At 61.9% G+C, this 14,673-nt stretch carries 18 protein-coding genes and 3 tRNA genes; 13 read left to right on the forward strand and 8 right to left on the reverse strand.

Features of this window, described 5'->3' with window-relative positions; all coding sequences use genetic code 11:
* The first annotated feature begins 18 nt into the window (after nucleotides 1–18).
* The 3 genes from AC1D05_RS00370 (at nucleotide 19) to AC1D05_RS00380 (ending at nucleotide 2,782) form a co-directional block, all read left to right on the forward strand.
* Nucleotides 19–975: an ABC transporter substrate-binding protein gene (locus tag AC1D05_RS00370; RefSeq protein ID WP_477438108.1), complete on the forward strand. Its 957-nt coding sequence runs from the start codon at nucleotides 19–21 to the stop codon at nucleotides 973–975.
* 107 nt (nucleotides 976–1,082) lie between these two features.
* Nucleotides 1,083–1,892, forward strand: a complete 810-nt coding sequence (locus tag AC1D05_RS00375) for an ABC transporter ATP-binding protein (RefSeq protein WP_477437190.1) — start codon at nucleotides 1,083–1,085, stop codon at nucleotides 1,890–1,892.
* An 11-nt stretch (nucleotides 1,893–1,903) separates the two neighbouring features.
* Nucleotides 1,904–2,782 carry an ABC transporter permease gene (locus tag AC1D05_RS00380; RefSeq protein ID WP_477437192.1) on the forward strand — a complete coding sequence of 293 codons (879 nt, stop codon included), beginning with the start codon at nucleotides 1,904–1,906 and terminating at the stop codon, nucleotides 2,780–2,782.
* A gap of 13 nt (nucleotides 2,783–2,795) precedes the next feature.
* Here AC1D05_RS00380 and AC1D05_RS00385 read toward each other — a convergent pair whose 3' ends face one another.
* The 5 genes from AC1D05_RS00385 to purM all read right to left on the reverse strand — a co-directional run bounded on the left by AC1D05_RS00385 (nucleotide 2,796) and on the right by purM (nucleotide 7,631).
* Nucleotides 2,796–4,154: a sensor histidine kinase gene (locus tag AC1D05_RS00385; protein WP_477437194.1), complete on the reverse strand. Its 1,359-nt coding sequence runs from the start codon at nucleotides 4,152–4,154 to the stop codon at nucleotides 2,796–2,798.
* 12 nt (nucleotides 4,155–4,166) lie between these two features.
* Nucleotides 4,167–4,844 carry a response regulator gene (locus AC1D05_RS00390; RefSeq protein ID WP_477437196.1) on the reverse strand — a complete coding sequence of 226 codons (678 nt, stop codon included), beginning with the start codon at nucleotides 4,842–4,844 and terminating at the stop codon, nucleotides 4,167–4,169.
* Between the two features lie 433 nt (nucleotides 4,845–5,277).
* Nucleotides 5,278–5,787, reverse strand: a complete 510-nt coding sequence (locus tag AC1D05_RS00395) for a SixA phosphatase family protein (protein WP_477437198.1) — start codon at nucleotides 5,785–5,787, stop codon at nucleotides 5,278–5,280.
* 15 nt (nucleotides 5,788–5,802) lie between these two features.
* Nucleotides 5,803–6,510: a phosphoribosylglycinamide formyltransferase gene (gene purN, locus AC1D05_RS00400; RefSeq protein WP_477437200.1), complete on the reverse strand. Its 708-nt coding sequence runs from the start codon at nucleotides 6,508–6,510 to the stop codon at nucleotides 5,803–5,805.
* Complete coding sequence (gene purM / locus AC1D05_RS00405) at nucleotides 6,507–7,631, reverse strand: phosphoribosylformylglycinamidine cyclo-ligase (protein WP_477437202.1); 1,125 nt, start codon at nucleotides 7,629–7,631, stop codon at nucleotides 6,507–6,509. The genes purN and purM overlap by 4 nt, the downstream gene beginning before the upstream one ends.
* A 215-nt stretch (nucleotides 7,632–7,846) precedes the next feature.
* On the opposite strand from purM, the gene AC1D05_RS00410 reads away from it, so the two are divergent.
* From AC1D05_RS00410 to hdaA, 3 genes are read left to right on the forward strand one after another with little or no spacing between them, the layout of a single operon-like run.
* Nucleotides 7,847–8,404 carry a CDP-alcohol phosphatidyltransferase family protein gene (locus AC1D05_RS00410; protein WP_477437204.1) on the forward strand — a complete coding sequence of 186 codons (558 nt, stop codon included), beginning with the start codon at nucleotides 7,847–7,849 and terminating at the stop codon, nucleotides 8,402–8,404.
* Complete coding sequence (locus AC1D05_RS00415; RefSeq protein ID WP_477437206.1) at nucleotides 8,376–9,578, forward strand: AI-2E family transporter; 1,203 nt, start codon at nucleotides 8,376–8,378, stop codon at nucleotides 9,576–9,578. Before AC1D05_RS00410 ends, AC1D05_RS00415 begins: the two co-directional genes overlap by 29 nt.
* Nucleotide 9,579: 1 nt before the next feature.
* Nucleotides 9,580–10,284 (forward strand): DnaA regulatory inactivator HdaA, encoded by a 705-nt coding sequence (gene hdaA, locus AC1D05_RS00420; protein WP_477437208.1) that lies wholly within the window; start codon nucleotides 9,580–9,582, stop codon nucleotides 10,282–10,284.
* 265 nt (nucleotides 10,285–10,549) lie between these two features.
* On the opposite strand, the gene AC1D05_RS00425 is transcribed toward hdaA, so the two are convergent.
* A tRNA-Pro gene (locus tag AC1D05_RS00425) sits at nucleotides 10,550–10,626 on the reverse strand.
* A 124-nt stretch (nucleotides 10,627–10,750) separates the two neighbouring features.
* On the opposite strand from AC1D05_RS00425, the gene AC1D05_RS00430 reads away from it, so the two are divergent.
* The 3 genes from AC1D05_RS00430 to AC1D05_RS00440 all read left to right on the forward strand — a co-directional run bounded on the left by AC1D05_RS00430 (nucleotide 10,751) and on the right by AC1D05_RS00440 (nucleotide 11,790).
* A complete protein-coding gene (locus AC1D05_RS00430) occupies nucleotides 10,751–11,056 on the forward strand; it encodes an ETC complex I subunit (protein WP_015318428.1) in 306 nt (101 codons plus the stop codon).
* Nucleotides 11,057–11,103: 47 nt separating this feature from the next.
* Nucleotides 11,104–11,180 (forward strand) — tRNA-Arg (locus AC1D05_RS00435).
* Nucleotides 11,181–11,382: 202 nt separating this feature from the next.
* Nucleotides 11,383–11,790: a hypothetical protein gene (locus AC1D05_RS00440; RefSeq protein ID WP_477437210.1), complete on the forward strand. Its 408-nt coding sequence runs from the start codon at nucleotides 11,383–11,385 to the stop codon at nucleotides 11,788–11,790.
* Nucleotides 11,791–12,021: 231 nt separating this feature from the next.
* Here AC1D05_RS00440 and AC1D05_RS00445 read toward each other — a convergent pair whose 3' ends face one another.
* Both AC1D05_RS00445 and AC1D05_RS00450 read right to left on the reverse strand, forming a co-directional pair.
* Complete coding sequence (locus AC1D05_RS00445) at nucleotides 12,022–12,198, reverse strand: hypothetical protein (RefSeq protein WP_477437212.1); 177 nt, start codon at nucleotides 12,196–12,198, stop codon at nucleotides 12,022–12,024.
* A 172-nt stretch (nucleotides 12,199–12,370) separates the two neighbouring features.
* Nucleotides 12,371–12,580, reverse strand: coding sequence for a hypothetical protein (locus AC1D05_RS00450; protein WP_477437213.1), 210 nt, complete (start codon nucleotides 12,578–12,580; stop codon nucleotides 12,371–12,373).
* Between the two features lie 222 nt (nucleotides 12,581–12,802).
* Here AC1D05_RS00450 and AC1D05_RS00455 point away from each other — a divergent pair.
* From AC1D05_RS00455 to AC1D05_RS00470, 4 genes are all read left to right on the forward strand, one after another.
* Nucleotides 12,803–12,868: transfer RNA gene (locus AC1D05_RS00455), tRNA-OTHER, on the forward strand.
* Between the two features lie 106 nt (nucleotides 12,869–12,974).
* A complete protein-coding gene (locus AC1D05_RS00460) occupies nucleotides 12,975–13,220 on the forward strand; it encodes a hypothetical protein (RefSeq protein ID WP_477437215.1) in 246 nt (81 codons plus the stop codon).
* A 172-nt stretch (nucleotides 13,221–13,392) separates the two neighbouring features.
* Nucleotides 13,393–13,614 (forward strand): hypothetical protein, encoded by a 222-nt coding sequence (locus tag AC1D05_RS00465; protein WP_477437217.1) that lies wholly within the window; start codon nucleotides 13,393–13,395, stop codon nucleotides 13,612–13,614.
* A gap of 183 nt (nucleotides 13,615–13,797) precedes the next feature.
* Nucleotides 13,798–14,589: a GGDEF domain-containing protein gene (locus tag AC1D05_RS00470; protein WP_477437219.1), complete on the forward strand. Its 792-nt coding sequence runs from the start codon at nucleotides 13,798–13,800 to the stop codon at nucleotides 14,587–14,589.
* The last annotated feature ends 84 nt before the right edge of the window (nucleotides 14,590–14,673 follow it).

The following is a 14,673-nucleotide window of genomic DNA, read 5'->3' on the forward strand; positions in this document are numbered from 1 at the left end:
ACCGCACTCGTCGCCACCATGGCCTTGTCAGCGCCGTCCGCACGCGCCGACGAAAAAATCTCCATCATGGTCGGCGGCTACGAAAAACAGATTTATCTGCCCGCCAAGCTGACCGAGGCGCTCGGTTACTTCAAGGACGAGGGCCTCAACGTCGAATTGCTGAATGAACCGGCTGGCGTCGACGCCGAAAACGAGATGCTCGCCGGTGCCGTGCAGGGCGTCGTCGGCTTCTATGATCACTGCATCGATCTGCAGGCAAAAGGCAAATTCGTTGAATCCATCGTCCAGTTCAGCCAGGCGCCGGGCGAGGTCGAGCTGGTTTCGACGAAACATCCGGAGATCAAATCACCCGCCGACTTCAAGGGAAAGAGCCTGGGCGTGACCGGTCTGGGCTCATCGACGAATTTTCTTACGGAATATCTCGCCGTCAAGAACGGCTTGAAGCTCGGTGACTTCACCTCGGTTCCGGTCGGTGCCGGCACCACCTTCATCGCCGCCATGCAGCAGGACAAGATCCAGGCAGGCATGACGACCGAGCCGACGATCACGCGGCTGCTGAAGACCGGCGAAGCGTCGGTGCTTGTCGATATGCGCACGATGGAAGGCACCAAGGCTGCCCTCGGCGGCACCTACCCGGCCGCATCCCTCTATATGCAGACCGATTGGGTCGAAGCGCATAAGGACGTCGTTCAGAAGCTGGCCAATGCCTTCGTCAAGACGCAGAAGTTCATCAACACGCATAGCGGCGCCGAGATCGCCGAAAAAATGCCGAAGGACTACTATGTCGGCGACAAGGAAGGCTATGTGAAGGCCCTCGATGCCGGCAAGGCGATGTTCACCCCCGACGGGATCATGCCTGCAGGTGGGCCGGAGACGGTGCTGACGGTTCTTTCAGCCTTCAAGAAGGAACTGCAGGGCAAGCAGATCGACCTCTCCAAGACCTACACCTCGGAATTCGTCAAGAACGCCAAATAGCAGACCGTGCCGGCGCGATGCGCGACATCGCGCCGGCAAATCGTCAGTTCTTGACGTCCGGCGGCCCTAGCCGACGGCTGGCGTCCGCTCGAACCCGGAGTTCCACCATGGCCCCTGAAAAGACCACACCAGCGATCGAGCTGATCAATGTCAGCCGTCGCTTCCTCTCGCCCACCGGCAAATCGCTGACGGCGCTGCGCGATTTCACCATGACCGTCGAGCGCGGCGAATTCGTTGCCGTTGTCGGTCCAACGGGTTGCGGAAAGTCCACCACCCTGAACCTCGTCACCGGGCTGGCCAGCCCGAGCGCTGGCGAGGTCCGTGTCATGGGTGCCCCTGTTAAAGGGATAGACCCACGCATCGGTTTTGTCTTCCAAAGCGATGCCTTGTTTCCCTGGCGAACCGTGATCGAGAACGTGATGGCCGGCCCGCTGTTTCGCGGCAGAGCCAAGGCCGATGCCTCGGCCGCTGCACGCGACTGGCTGGCGCGCGTCGGCCTGTCGCGCTTCGAGCACCATTATCCGCATCAGCTCTCCGGCGGCATGCGCAAACGCGTGGCGCTGGCACAGACCTTCATAAACGGCCCAGAAATCCTTCTGATGGACGAGCCGTTTTCAGCGCTTGACGTACAGACGCGCGTGCTGATGCACGAGGAATTGCTGCGCCTGTGGTCTGAGGCAAAGGCTTCCGTGGTCTTCGTCACACATGACCTCGAAGAGGCGATCGCGCTCGCCGACAAGGTCTATGTCCTGACCGCCGGGCCGGCCACCGTAAAATCGGTCTACACGATTGATCTGCCGCGCCCGCGCGTCGTCGCCGATATCCGCTACGAGCAGAGCTTCATCAATTACTCGCGCACGATCTGGGCCGATCTCAAGGAAGAGGTCGAGACCAGCTATGCGCGTGCGGCAGCCTGAGGAGGAACGCCATGACAGATGCCGCCATCGACATCAGAGCAGGGGCTTTCAAGCCTGGTACATCAGACGCGGAAATCGAAGCGGCCGCGGCAAAGGCATCGCAGCACCGTCGCCGCACCGTGATCTTCTGGCGGGTCGCCATCCTCATTGCCTTTCTCGGCCTTTGGGAAGTCGCCGCGCGCCTCGCCTGGATCGATCCGTTCTTCTACGCAATGCCGAGCGCGATCGCGCAGCGGCTCTATGAATGGACGACGGAAGGAACGTCCGAGGGGCCGCTCTGGTATCATCTCTATGTCACCATGGAGGAATCGGTCATCGGCTTCGTGACCGGCTCGGTCGCCGGCATCATCGTCGGCGTCGCGCTCGGCCGCAACCGGATGGCCGCCGACATCTTCTCCATCTACATCAAGGTGATCAATTCCATTCCGCGCGTGGTTCTGGCCCCGATCTTCATCATGATTCTCGGCCTTGGCCTCGCTTCGAAAGTGGCGCTTGCCTTCGTGATGGTTTTCTTCGTTGTCTTCCACAATGCCTTCCAGGGCGTGCGGGAAGCCGACAGGGCTATGATCGCCAATGCCCGCATCCTCGGCGCGTCCAACTGGCAATTGACCCGCTCGGTGATTGTCCCTTCGGCGATGAGCTGGATCTTCGCCAGCCTGCATGTCAGCTTCGGCTTTGCCATCATCGGCGCGATCGTCGGCGAGTTCGTCGGTGCGCGCTTCGGCATTGGCCTGCTGATCAACATCGCCAAGGGATCCTTCGACGCCGCCGGCATGTACGCTGCGATCGTCATTGTCATGGTGGTGGCGCTCGGTGCCGAGTACCTGATGACGATGGTCGAGAACCGCCTCGCAAAATGGCGCCCCCAGCCGTTGCACGAGACGCAGTGAGCGGCGACGTATACTAACTGCCCGCTAGCGGCAGCCGCACTTCAACCACCAGTCCGCCGGCCGCGCCATCTCCAAGGGTGACGCGGCCGCCGGCGTTTTCAACGACCTCGCGCACGATGGCGAGCCCCAGCCCGCTGCCTTCCTCGGTCGAGCCGGCGATGCGGTAGAAGCGCTCGAACACGTGATCGCGCTCGTCGATCGGGATGCCGGGCCCGTCATCGGCGACCGTCAGCACGGCTTCGCCGTCAACGGCCGCCAGTGTCACCGTGACGCTGCCGCCTGTTGAGGAGTAGCGCAGCGCATTGTCGACGAGATTGACGATCATCTCGCGCAGCATGGTGCCGTCGCCGATGACCGGCACGGGACCGGTCTCCTCGAGGCCGAGATCGATGTTGCGGGCAACCGCTGTCGGCGCCTGCGTTTCCAGCACGTGGCGGGCGGCCTCGGTCAGGTCAATGCGGTCGGCGCGCGGCCGCCGGCTGCCCGGCTCCGCCCGGGACAGGGTGAGCAACTGTTCGGCCAACCGCGCCAGTTTGCCGGAGCTTGCCTGCAGCGCCACCAGCGCTTCCTGGCGTGCGTTGGGGACAGTTTCGCGCAGCGCGTAGCTCGCTTGCGTCGACAGCAGTGCCAGTGGGGTGCGCAATTGGTGCGCCGCATTGGCGATGAAGCGGCGCTGCGCCGCCATCTGCGCCCGCACCCGCTCCATATAGGCGTTCAGAGCGTCGATCAGCGGGCGGATCTCGTTCTGCGCACCCGGCACTTCAACGGGGTCAAGGTCGCTTCGGCGCGGCGAGCGCACCGCGTCGCGCAAACGGATCAGAGGCGCAAGGCCACGATGCAGACCCAGCAGAACGAACAAGCCCGCAATCGCCACCAGGGCCAGCTGCTGGGCAAAGGCGCCAAACCAAAGACGGCGCACCATGGCGTCGTGTCCGGCAAGCGAGACGCCAACGGTAACGGTGATCGGCGAATCGTTGCCGGCACCGACCACCGCGTGGCTGAAGGTAAGCAGCCTCAGCCGATGGTCGCGATAGCTTGCCTCGCTGTTGGAAGACTTCGGTGCCTCAGGCAGGTCCGGGTAGCCGGTCAGCAGCCGCCCTCCAGCCGTCTTGACATGGTAGTAGACGCTGTCCTGGTCGCCGGTATCGAACATTTCGATCGCCGCCGGCGGTATCGTGGCGTCGAGCACGCCGTCGGCCACGGCGACACGTTCGGCAATAGCTCGCGCCGAGCCCATCAGCATGCGGTCGGTGACAAGGTCCGCGGTTGCCAGCGCGTTGCGGTGGCTGGTCCACAGATTGATGGTCGCGAGCCCGGCGAGCGGCAACACCACCCAGGCCAAAAGCTGCAAGCGGAGACTGTTAATCCTCATGGTGCCTAATCGTCATGGCGCCAAATCTTCATGACGCAACAGATAGCCGAGGCCGCGCAGCGTGACGATACGGACCCGTGATCCCTCGAGCTTCTTGCGCACGCGGTGCACATAGATCTCGATGGCACTGGGATCCGCATCGGTCTCGAAATCGTAGATCGCCGCTGAAAGTGCTGCCTTGCTCACCGTGCGCCCGGCCTTGACCATCAACTGCTCCAGCACTGCATGTTCGCGCGGCGTCAGCGCCAGTGTCTCGCCGGTCAGCGAAAACAGTCTTGTGTTGGTGTCGAAGACGAGATCGCCGCAGGCAACGACAGGTGCGGTTCGGTCATTGGCGCGGCGCAGCTGCACGCGGATGCGTGCCTCGAGCTCCTCGATCTGGAAGGGCTTGGCCAGATAGTCGTCGGCGCCTTCATTGAGGCCCTTGACCCGACCGTCGAGGCTGGCATTGGCGGTCAGCACGATCACCGGCACGGCATTGCCGCGCGCCCGCAGCAGGCGCAGCACCTCCATCCCGCCCATGCGTGGCAGCGCCAGGTCGAGGATGACGAGCGCATGATCGCCCGCGGCAAGCGCGTGCTCGACATCCTCGCCGTCATGGACAATGTCGACCACGTAATTCGCCTGACGCAGGGTCTTGCCCAGCCAGTCGGCCAGTTCACGATTGTCCTCAACAAGCAGCAGTCGCATATCTATGGCAGTCCGGATCTCATCCCCAGCGGTTCGCCTTGGGCCTGATCGGCCGTGGCACCCCTGATCTCTTCTGAATGAGCGACAAGATCGATCTCAACGCAAGACAAATGCGATCTTGGTCACGGCTGACAACAGGTCCTTGCAGGCTCAGGTAGGTCTGTTCTCACTCGTAAATAGAACCGAACGGTTCGGTTCTGATTGACGGATTGTATCGCAAACAGTGAACAATGGCCTCCAAAAGCACTCCGGCTTCGGTGGGTCCTCTGAGCTTAATATACTGAAATTATTACATAAATCGCCTCAAAATTGCTGCAGCGCAATATCCATTATCTATAATATAAGGAAAATCTGCAAAACCGGCGCGACTGGTAGTCCCAAAAACCATTCCCTACTTCGGGGTGGTCCGAGCGCACCTGTCCGCGGCGGATTTCTAGGTCAGATCCTTCGGGCGCAGGCAATGCGTCAGCCGCCCGGACGACAGGCCGGACCAATCGCCCTCGAAGACAAAGCGCGCAAGAGCCGTCGTCGGAAACTTTTCCTCGATCCTCTTGCGGGCTTTGGCCTCCGAGCCTGAACCGGCAAGCTGTTTGGCCAGATCTTCCAGGCCCGGATTGTGGCCTACCACCGCCAGGCAGCCGCTCGACGGGTCGGCCAGGCGAATCTGGCTCAGAACATCCGCCGCCGAAGCATCGTAAAGCGCATTGGCAAACACGACGCGGGGATGCGCCGGCAGTTCCGCGGCGACCAGCCGCCAAGTGTCGCGGGTGCGTAGCGCCGACGACACGAGCACCTGGTCCGGCAGCCAGTCGCGCGCCGCAAGCTCCCGCCCCATCAATTTGGCCGCCTTCAATCCGCGTTCGGCGAGCGGCCGGTCGAAATCATCGAGATCAGGGTCGTCCCAACTCGATTTGGCGTGACGTAGGAGAAGCAGCTGTTTCACGCCCGTGTTCTCGGCTCAGGGCGTAATCCGAGCCAGATGCTCGAGATCGGCTTCCTCGCGCAGCGGATCTGGCGCCATCACCACCGAGGTGCCGTTGTCGGCATCGTCGGCGAAGTGGGCAAGTACGGTGCGGCCGGCCTCCATGCGTGCCTTGCCTTCGGCGACCAGCCCCAGCGCCAGGGCATAGAGCCTGTGCTCGGCCTTCAGCACCCGGGCAGCCAGCGTATCGGCATTGTCGCCGACCATTACCGGCACGGCCGCCTGGGCGATAATCGGGCCGTCATCCATCTCGGACGTAACGAAATGCACGGTGCAGCCATGGATGCGCAGGCCGGCGGCCAGCGCGCGCGCATGGGTGTCGAGGCCCTTGAATGCCGGCAGCAGGGCAGGGTGGATGTTGATCATGCGGCCCTGCCATTTCTGAACAAAACCGGCGGAGAGGATGCGCATGTAGCCGGCCAGCGCCACGATCTCGGCATTGAAGGCCGTGAGTGCTGCATCGATCGCCGCGTCATGCGCCTGCTTGCTGCCATGGTCGGCGCGGGCAATGATCTGCGTGGCGATGCCGCGCGCCCGGGCGATGGCGAGGCCGGCGGCATCGGCCTTGTCGGAAATGACGCCGACGATCTCGGCCGGGAAGGCCGGGTCGCTGGCCGCGGCGATCAGCGCGGTCATGTTGGAACCGCGCCCCGAGATCAGGACGACTGTGCGTTTTCTGCTCATAGGCCGATCGAGCCCCGATAGATGACGCCGGCGTCGCGGCGCGGCACGATGCGGCCGATCGGCGTCACCGTCTCGCCGGCTTCCTGCAGCACGGCGGCGACCTGCGCCGCCTGGCCGGAAGCGACCGCCAGGATCATGCCGACGCCGCAATTGAAGGTGCGCATCATCTCTTCCGGCGCCACGCCGCCGGTCTTTGCAAGCCACGAGAACACCGCCGGCACGTCGATGGCTTCGAGATCGAGTTCGGCCGAAAAATCCTTGGGCAGCACGCGCGGAATGTTTTCAGGGAAGCCGCCGCCGGTGATGTGCGCCAGCGCCTTGATGCCATGCGTGTTGCGAATGGCCTTGAGGATCGACTTGACGTAGATGCGGGTCGGCTCGAGCAACGCTTCTGCCAGCGTCGCGTCATCGCTAAACGGCGCCGGATCGCTCCACGCCAGACCGCTGGTGATGACGATGCGGCGCACCAGCGAGAAGCCGTTCGAATGCAGGCCCGAGGAAGCGAGACCCAAGAGCACATCACCCTCGACGATGTCGTCGGTGGGCAAAAGCTGGCCGCGTTCAGCCGCACCCACGGCAAAGCCGGCGAGGTCATAGTCGTTGCCGTGATACATGCCGGGCATTTCCGCCGTCTCGCCGCCGATCAATGCGCAGCCGGCCTGTCGGCAGCCCTCGGCAATGCCGCCGACGATCGCCGCACCCTGGTCGGGATCGAGCTTGCCGGTGGCGAAATAGTCGAGGAAGAACAGCGGTTCCGCGCCCTGCACGACGATGTCGTTGACGCACATGGCGACGAGGTCGATGCCGATCGTGTCGTGTTTGCCGGCATCGATGGCGATCTTGAGCTTGGTGCCGACGCCGTCATTGGCGGCGACCAGCACCGGATCAGTGAAGCCGGCCGCCTTGAGGTCGAACAGGCCGCCGAAACCGCCAATCTCGCCATCCGCGCCCGGCCGGCGCGTGGCGCGCACCAGCGGCTTGATCTTCTCGACCATGAGATTGCCGGCATCGATATCGACGCCCGCCTCGGCATAGGTGAGCCCGTTCCTGCGCTTGCTCGTTTTGGGCTGGCTCGTTTTGTCCTGGCCCGTTTTGCGCTGGCTTGTGTCGCGCTTGCTCATCGCAATTTTCCTGCTCGTTTGCGGGCTCTTCGCATGAATGGTTTCGGGGGGCAAGGATAACGGCGGAACCGAGCGCCATTTAGCCTGACAAAAGCGTGGATAGCATTTCCGACATTCGCGGCGAACAACGTGACGGCCGAATTGCGTGGCAAGGAACTTGCGGCGCCTCCCTATCTCCATCATCTATCCCTGACCTGAGAGGACGGGCCGAGCATTTGACCATCCCCAACCTGATCACCATCCTGCGCCTACTTCTGGTGCCTGCCGTGGTGCTGGCGATGCTGCAGGCGCGCTGGGATTGGGCCTTTGCCGGCTTCGTCATTGCTGGCGTCTCGGATGGCGTCGATGGCTTCATCGCCCGCCGTTTCAACCAGCAATCCAGGCTCGGCGCCTATCTCGATCCGATGGCCGACAAGCTGCTTTTAGTGTCGGTGTTCGTCGTTATGGGCTTCATCGGGCAATTGCCGCTGTGGCTGGTCGTCACCATGGTGTCGCGCGACGCGCTGATCGTCTGCGCGGTCCTGTTGTCCACGGTGATGGCCCATCCGGTCGAGATAAGACCGTTTCTGGTGTCGAAGGCCAATACCGCCGTCCAGATCGTGCTGGCGGCTGTCGTGCTGGGCGAACTTGCCTTTGCCGTGCACCTCGACCCGCTGCGGCCGGCCCTCATATTGCTGTCCGGGGTCTTGACCGTGGCTTCGGCCGCAGCCTATCTCGTGGCTTGGCTGAGGCATATGAGCGGCTATGGCGAAGGCTCCCATCCGGACATCTGAGAAAGAAGCGGCAGTGATCGAGGCTGCGGCCGCCGATCTTGCTGCGGCCTCCGCGTTCCGCCGCCAGATCTCCTTCTGGGTGGCTGGCGTCGCCGGACTTGCGCTGTTCCTCTATATCTTCAGCGATATCCTGCTGCCCTTCGTCGCCGGCATGGTGCTTGCCTATTTCCTCGACCCGGTCGCCGACCGGCTGCAGCGGCTTGGCCTGTCCCGCTTCATGGCGACGGTGGTCATCCTCATCACCTTCCTGATCGTGCTGGTGCTGGCCTTCGTCATCCTCATTCCGGTGCTGGCGACGCAGATGGCCGATTTCGCCGGCAAATTGCCGGAGTACCTGACCCGGCTGCAGAGCCTGATCACCTCCTTTGATCCGAAATGGCTGGAGCAGAAGTTCGGCGTCAACGCCAATGGCTTGCGCGACGGGCTGAATTCGCTGCTGACCTCCGGCTTTGGCCTGATCACCACGGTCTTCACCTCGCTGTGGAGTTCCGGCATGGCGCTGGTCTCAGTGGTCAGCCTGTTCGTGGTGACGCCGGTCGTCGCCTTTTACATGCTGCTCGACTGGGACCGCATGGTGGCGGTCATCGACAGCTGGGTGCCGCGCGACCATGTCGGGACCGTGCGCGCCATCGCGCGTGACATCAACACCGCGACCGCTGGCTTCGTGCGCGGGCAGGGCACGCTCTGCCTAGTGCTGGGCGCCATGTACGCCACCGGCCTGACGCTGACCGGGTTGAACTTCGCCATCCTCATCGGTCTGTTCGCCGGGCTGATCTCGTTCATTCCCTATGTCGGCTCGCTGACCGGTCTGGTGCTGGCCGTCGGCGTCGCCTTCGTCCAGTTCTGGCCCGATTGGACGATGATCGTTGCCGTCGCAGTAGTGTTCTTCATCGGCCAGTTCATCGAAGGCAACATCCTGCAGCCCAGGCTGGTCGGCAAAAGCGTCGGCCTGCATCCGGTATGGTTGATGTTTGCATTGTTCGCTTTCGGCGCGCTGTTCGGTTTTGTCGGCCTGTTGATTGCCGTGCCGGCGTCCGCCGCCGTCGCCGTTCTGGTGCGCTTCGCCATCGCCCGCTATCTGGAATCGCCGCTCTACAAGGGCCACGCGATGGAGCCCGCTCCGCCGCTGCCGGCCGACCGTGGCGGCGGCCACCGCACGCAACCGCGTCGCTGAAGTGACCGCCGAAAAAACCGATCCGCCGCGCCAACTGCCGCTCGATCTCGGCCACGGCACCGGCTATTCGCGTGACGAGCTTGTCGTCTCCGGTACCAACAACCAGGCGGCCGCACTGGTCGACCGCTGGCCGGACTGGCCTTCGCCGGTGGTGGTGCTGGCAGGTCCCGCCGGCTCCGGCAAGACGCATCTGGCCGCCATCTGGCGTGCGCGCGCCAACGCCATGGCTGTCGACGCCGGGCGCATTGGCGACAGCATCGCCAGTCTTGGCGCCCGGCCGGCGCTGATCGACGATGTCGATACGCGCGCGATCGACGAACAAGGCCTGTTCCATCTGATCAACGCGGTGCGCGGTGCCGGCTCGACGCTGCTGTTGACCGCACGGCGTTTTCCCTCCGCTTGGGGCGTCTCGCTACCCGATCTGGCCTCGCGGTTGAAGGCGGCGGCCACGGTCGAAATCCACGAGCCCGACGACCTGCTGCTGGCCGGTGTCATCACCAAACTGTTCGCCGACCGCCAGGTCGAGGTCGAACCGCATGTCGTGCAGTATCTGGTGCGGCGCATCGAACGCTCGCTGGCGACAGCCATGCGCGTTGTCGAGCGGCTCGATCGCACCGCGCTCGAGCGCAAGACGCCGATCACGCGGGCGCTCGCCGCCGAAACGGTCAGCGCCATGGATGAGGGGCAGCGCGAGTTCGAGATTTAGAGAAACTCGACGTGCAGACGACCGGCAAACGGACTGCCGTGTGCCATTTCGGGAAACAACAGCTGGCATCCATCTTGCTACACCAGCTTGCCGGCTGACCCCGGTCCTGATTGCGTTCCAAATCAGGTTGTAGGCTCGCCGGGAATGAGGTTGTTGGGGTTCTCGCCCGGCGAGCTTGCCTTCTAGATTTATCGTCGCGGCAAGGCCCGTGGCTGGAGCGGCGCAAGGTGGCCACGCACTATCGATACTGCATTTTCGAGAGGGATGGTCGGAGTGGAGAGATTCGAACTCCCGACCCTCTGGTCCCAAACCAGATGCGCTACCAGCCTGCGCTACACTCCGAACGGTCTGTTGCCTATTCATTTCGGTGCTACATGGCAAGTGCAAAAACCTTGCCGCCATGCGCATTGCGCAGTAATGACGGGCGAAGGGTGGCGATGCTGCCTTGCACAACAATGAGGTGGCCATGTCCGCGCGCATTTTCAGCCCAGCCAAAACCGCTATGCAGTCCGGCAAGGCCAAGACCGGCCACTGGGTGCTGGAATTCGACCCCGAGATGCGCAAGAAGATCGATCCCTTGATGGGATATACGACGTCGGGAGACATGAGAAGCCAGATCAGGCTGACCTTCGACACGCGGGAAGAGGCCGTGGCCTACGCCGAAAAGGAAGGGCTTGCCTTCCGCGTCGAGGAGCCGAAAGAGACCAAGCGTCGCCAGATTTCCTATGCGGAGAATTTCCGCTATGACCGCAGGACGCCCTGGACGCATTGAACGGCGGCCAGCGCCAGATATCCAGCCGGCCCCTTGGGCCGGCCAGCGGTCCCGTAGCTCAGCTGGATAGAGCACCGGCCTTCTAAGCCGATGGTCACAGGTTCGAATCCTGTCGGGATCGCCAATATTTCCTTGTTTTTGCTACTATATTTCGTATGACCGACTGTCAGCGGCAAGGGCATTATCCGTCGTGTCAGCAGAAAATTGAAAAGCCCACCACCGTGAGGTAACACGATTGTGGCGGTGCTTGACCTTGATCCAACCGCCTTTTTAGGAAACTCTAATATTGCCGCGTTGCAATCGGCATTCTAGGGAGGGGAAGTCTCGTGCCTAAGGTTTCGGATCTTTTCTTTAAGACGGCTGTCGTTTGGCTCATTCTAGGGATTAGCGCTGGCTTGCAAATGGCGATATCCGGTGACCACGGCGCCTTTCCAGCGCATGCACATATCAATCTGCTCGGATGGGTCACAAGTGCGATCTTCGGCGGCTATTACGCCCTCAACCCGGCAAAGGCAGATCGGAAAATAGCGATGGTCCACTACGGCCTCTACAACGTCGGCTTGGTGGTGATGTTGCCGGCGCTGTATTTGATGCTGCAAGGCAATACAGCGCTTGAGCCTGTTGTGGCCGTCGGCTCGCTAATCGTGGCCGCCGCAGTGCTGCTTTTCGCCTTTGTGGTTTTCACAAATGCCAACGTGCGCTCGGCGTCTGAATTATCGCCGGCCACCCATTGAAAATCAGCGGCACTTCACTTTAGCACGGATGGCCCGCCACCGTGAGGCAGCGAGCTCGAGTTTCGGGTTTTTGTTCAACCCTATGGGTATAGAGTCGCGGGCCTGGCCTATTCCAAAGGCGTTTCTTCATGGACGGGCAGCCCGCGCGTAGTGATGCACGCGTGTTACCAGTGCCAAATCGTCAATCACCACCTGCGGGGGGAGAGCCCCGCTTGCGTGTGAGTCGGCCCTCTAGGAAATGGTCTTCAGGAGCCCGAGCCGCGCCTGTTCGTCTTGGGCGAAGGCTTTGGCGTCTCCCTTGGAACTGAAGCCCTTGATGTTTACCACACCGTCCTCGATTACCCGCACGTAATACCTATCTTCGACTTCCTCGATCTCGACCGAAGTCTTCCACGGTTGCTTGTTCATCAATTCCCCCCTGATGTCGCTGAAACGTCATCACCGGGGAAAATGTTCCAATCCGCCCGCTGCCGCAATGTGACAGGCTTTACACTTTTGATCTAACTCGGCGCGCCGTATCGCTGCCGGCGCGTCGGGCCTTCTCAGATAGAGTTCCGATCTTGGCGCCCTTTGCCGATTCTCATCGCCGTTGCCACCACAATTTCCTCGATTTGCCGAGGTCTTCATCCGCATGGGAAATGATCAAGAAGAACGCGGCCCGAACGATGTTCTTCTTCGAGGCGTGTGGATGCACCCTGCGTGCCGCTTTGATCAATTGCTTGGGCGTCATCTCGGGCCTCACAATCCGGATGAGAGTGTCGCTAATCGCCCGCAATTCGGCTGCTTCCATAAGAAACGTCCATCCTTTTTTGTGCGGTCGGCAGGCGATGGCGCGATGATCGTACAGACCCAAAGTGTTGCAGGGAACTGCAGAACCTTCAGCCTTTACGTCTGTCGATTGTAGAAATAGTGAGGTGCCCTATTCATTTTGCCTTAGCTGCGCGATCGCGACCTACCCCAACAGACTGTCGACCTGATGGTAAGCGTGCGCTAAGTAGGCGCGTGTCAGCAAAGGCAAGTGGTTTAAGCCGGCCTTCTAAGCCGATGGTCACAGGTTCGAATCCTGTCGGGATCGCCAATAATTTTGGGAGCGCAGGACGTCTGTTGTCGTGCCTGCACGGTGTCGGTCTGCGCCGTGAGAAACGACCAGTGGGAACCTGATGCCCGCCGGCGCGTTGCCTCGCATGCTCAAGAAGATCGCCTTCGCCGCCGTGCTGTTCCAGGTTGCCGTTTTCTCGGCGCTGATAACGCAGACCGTTCTTTTCGCATCCACGGCCACTCAAGCGGCCGATGTCCAGCCCAGTGAACGCGTTGCGGTCACTGACAAGGAATGCGTCACCGCGACCTGGCCGAACATTCCGGGTCGGTGCCTGAAGCGGGTCGAGGCGCGGAACTCTGTTGTGACGCTCGTGCTGATGGCCGGGCAATAAGACAAAGCTCGCGGGCGGCCCGTAATTATTTCGTGATCTGCCGGGATTGGAACCTTAGCCCCTATGAGGCGTTCGGGGCCTTGTATTCGCGGTGCCTCATAAAAAGGGCAATGTGGCTGGCGGATGGGGCGGGGCAAAACAAAAGCGGGTTGGGGGAGGAGAAAACAAGGCCATGTCGAAACGTGAAATTGGAACGTCCCCTGCCTTGGGGCGGCGTATCGCCGAACTCAAGGCCAGAATGCAGGATGCCGAAATATCCGATCATGAGATGAAGACCTTCCACAAGGTCGCCGCCATCATGGGGGCAGGCGATGGTTCGCTACGACTGGATGCAGACGACCTGATCGCGGCCTCCTTCGTCGTCGCGGCGGGTGGACCGACGTCCAGCCGTTGACGTTCGGGATTCCCTGCACCTGCAATTCAGTGAACGAGCTTGCTTTCATCGCCGGAGCACGGCCGCCTATTGGGTGGAGCATGCTCCGGCTTCCGCTCATCTGATCTCGAATTGAAAGGAAAGTCTTATCATTTTGTTTGCGTTGGTGCGTCATAGTAGCGACGGCTAACGGAGTTGAACGCAATGAGGCTCGATCTGTCGCCGACGAGCTGGGGCAGGGTGATCGCTGTCACCGCCGCCGGTACGGCATTCTTCATTGCCGTGGCGTTTTTCGTTGATTCGTTCAATTTCCCCTATCTCTCGCCCGAGGCTGTCTGGCGCGCGCAACTGACAGATCTCATGCTGCCCCTCGTGCTGGGCGGGTCGTTTCTATTTTTTCTCATGTGGAAAATCCGCCAGCTGGCCATAGCCCAGCGTGATCTCAGCATTGTTGCCGCGACGGATAGCCTGACGGCAGTGCTGAACCGTGGCGCCTTCTCGATGCTGGTCGAGGCCTATCTCGAGCAGACCCGCAAGCAGGAGCAGACCCATTCCGGTGCGTTGCTGATCATCGACGCCGACCATTTCAAGTTGATCAACGACCGGCTCGGCCATGATTGCGGCGACCAGGCGCTCAAGCTGATCGCGCAGGCGATCAAGGGACAGCTGCGCGGCAGCGATATCGTCGGCCGCATCGGCGGCGAAGAGTTCGGCGTGTTTCTGCCCGGTGTCGACCCCTCGCAATCCTGGCTGGTTGCCGAAAGCATACGCCGACGGATACGCGAAATGGACTTTTCGCCCGGCGGCCGAGCCTGTCCGCTTTCCGTCTCGATCGGCGGCACCAGCTTCAGTGGGCCGACGACTTACGAGGCGATCTTCTCCGCCGCCGACAGACGGCTCTATGCCGCCAAGTCGAATGGACGCGATCAGGTCAGTTTCGACCCGACGGAAGCCGCCTCGCAGGTGCCCCAGCCCAGCGTCGCCACTGTGCATTGACCGCTGCCTTGCCGTGCGTGATGGCTGACGCCGACCGCTTTCCTTGACGCTTTCTTGTCGGTGTGCTTCCTCCGGCATCCGGGC

The organism is Mesorhizobium sp. P2_E9 (assembly GCF_056403815.1).

What these genes read in the sequence shown, in the direction of transcription:
- AC1D05_RS00370 (WP_477438108.1), top strand. Translation starts at nt 19, where the DNA reads ATGGCCTTGTCAGCGCCGTCCGCACGCGCCGACGAAAAAATCTCCATC.
- AC1D05_RS00375 (WP_477437190.1), top strand. Translation starts at nt 1,083, where the DNA reads ATGGCCCCTGAAAAGACCACACCAGCGATCGAGCTGATCAATGTCAGC.
- AC1D05_RS00380 (WP_477437192.1), top strand. Translation starts at nt 1,904, where the DNA reads ATGACAGATGCCGCCATCGACATCAGAGCAGGGGCTTTCAAGCCTGGT.
- AC1D05_RS00385 (WP_477437194.1), bottom strand. Translation starts at nt 4,154, where the DNA reads ATGAGGATTAACAGTCTCCGCTTGCAGCTTTTGGCCTGGGTGGTGTTG.
- AC1D05_RS00390 (WP_477437196.1), bottom strand. Translation starts at nt 4,844, where the DNA reads ATGCGACTGCTGCTTGTTGAGGACAATCGTGAACTGGCCGACTGGCTG.
- purN (WP_477437200.1), bottom strand. Translation starts at nt 6,510, where the DNA reads ATGAGCAGAAAACGCACAGTCGTCCTGATCTCGGGGCGCGGTTCCAAC.
- purM (WP_477437202.1), bottom strand. Translation starts at nt 7,631, where the DNA reads ATGAGCAAGCGCGACACAAGCCAGCGCAAAACGGGCCAGGACAAAACG.
- AC1D05_RS00415 (WP_477437206.1), top strand. Translation starts at nt 8,376, where the DNA reads ATGGCGAAGGCTCCCATCCGGACATCTGAGAAAGAAGCGGCAGTGATC.
- AC1D05_RS00430 (WP_015318428.1), top strand. Translation starts at nt 10,751, where the DNA reads ATGTCCGCGCGCATTTTCAGCCCAGCCAAAACCGCTATGCAGTCCGGC.
- AC1D05_RS00445 (WP_477437212.1), bottom strand. Translation starts at nt 12,198, where the DNA reads ATGAACAAGCAACCGTGGAAGACTTCGGTCGAGATCGAGGAAGTCGAA.
- AC1D05_RS00450 (WP_477437213.1), bottom strand. Translation starts at nt 12,580, where the DNA reads ATGGAAGCAGCCGAATTGCGGGCGATTAGCGACACTCTCATCCGGATT.
- AC1D05_RS00460 (WP_477437215.1), top strand. Translation starts at nt 12,975, where the DNA reads ATGCTCAAGAAGATCGCCTTCGCCGCCGTGCTGTTCCAGGTTGCCGTT.
- AC1D05_RS00465 (WP_477437217.1), top strand. Translation starts at nt 13,393, where the DNA reads ATGTCGAAACGTGAAATTGGAACGTCCCCTGCCTTGGGGCGGCGTATC.
- AC1D05_RS00470 (WP_477437219.1), top strand. Translation starts at nt 13,798, where the DNA reads ATGAGGCTCGATCTGTCGCCGACGAGCTGGGGCAGGGTGATCGCTGTC.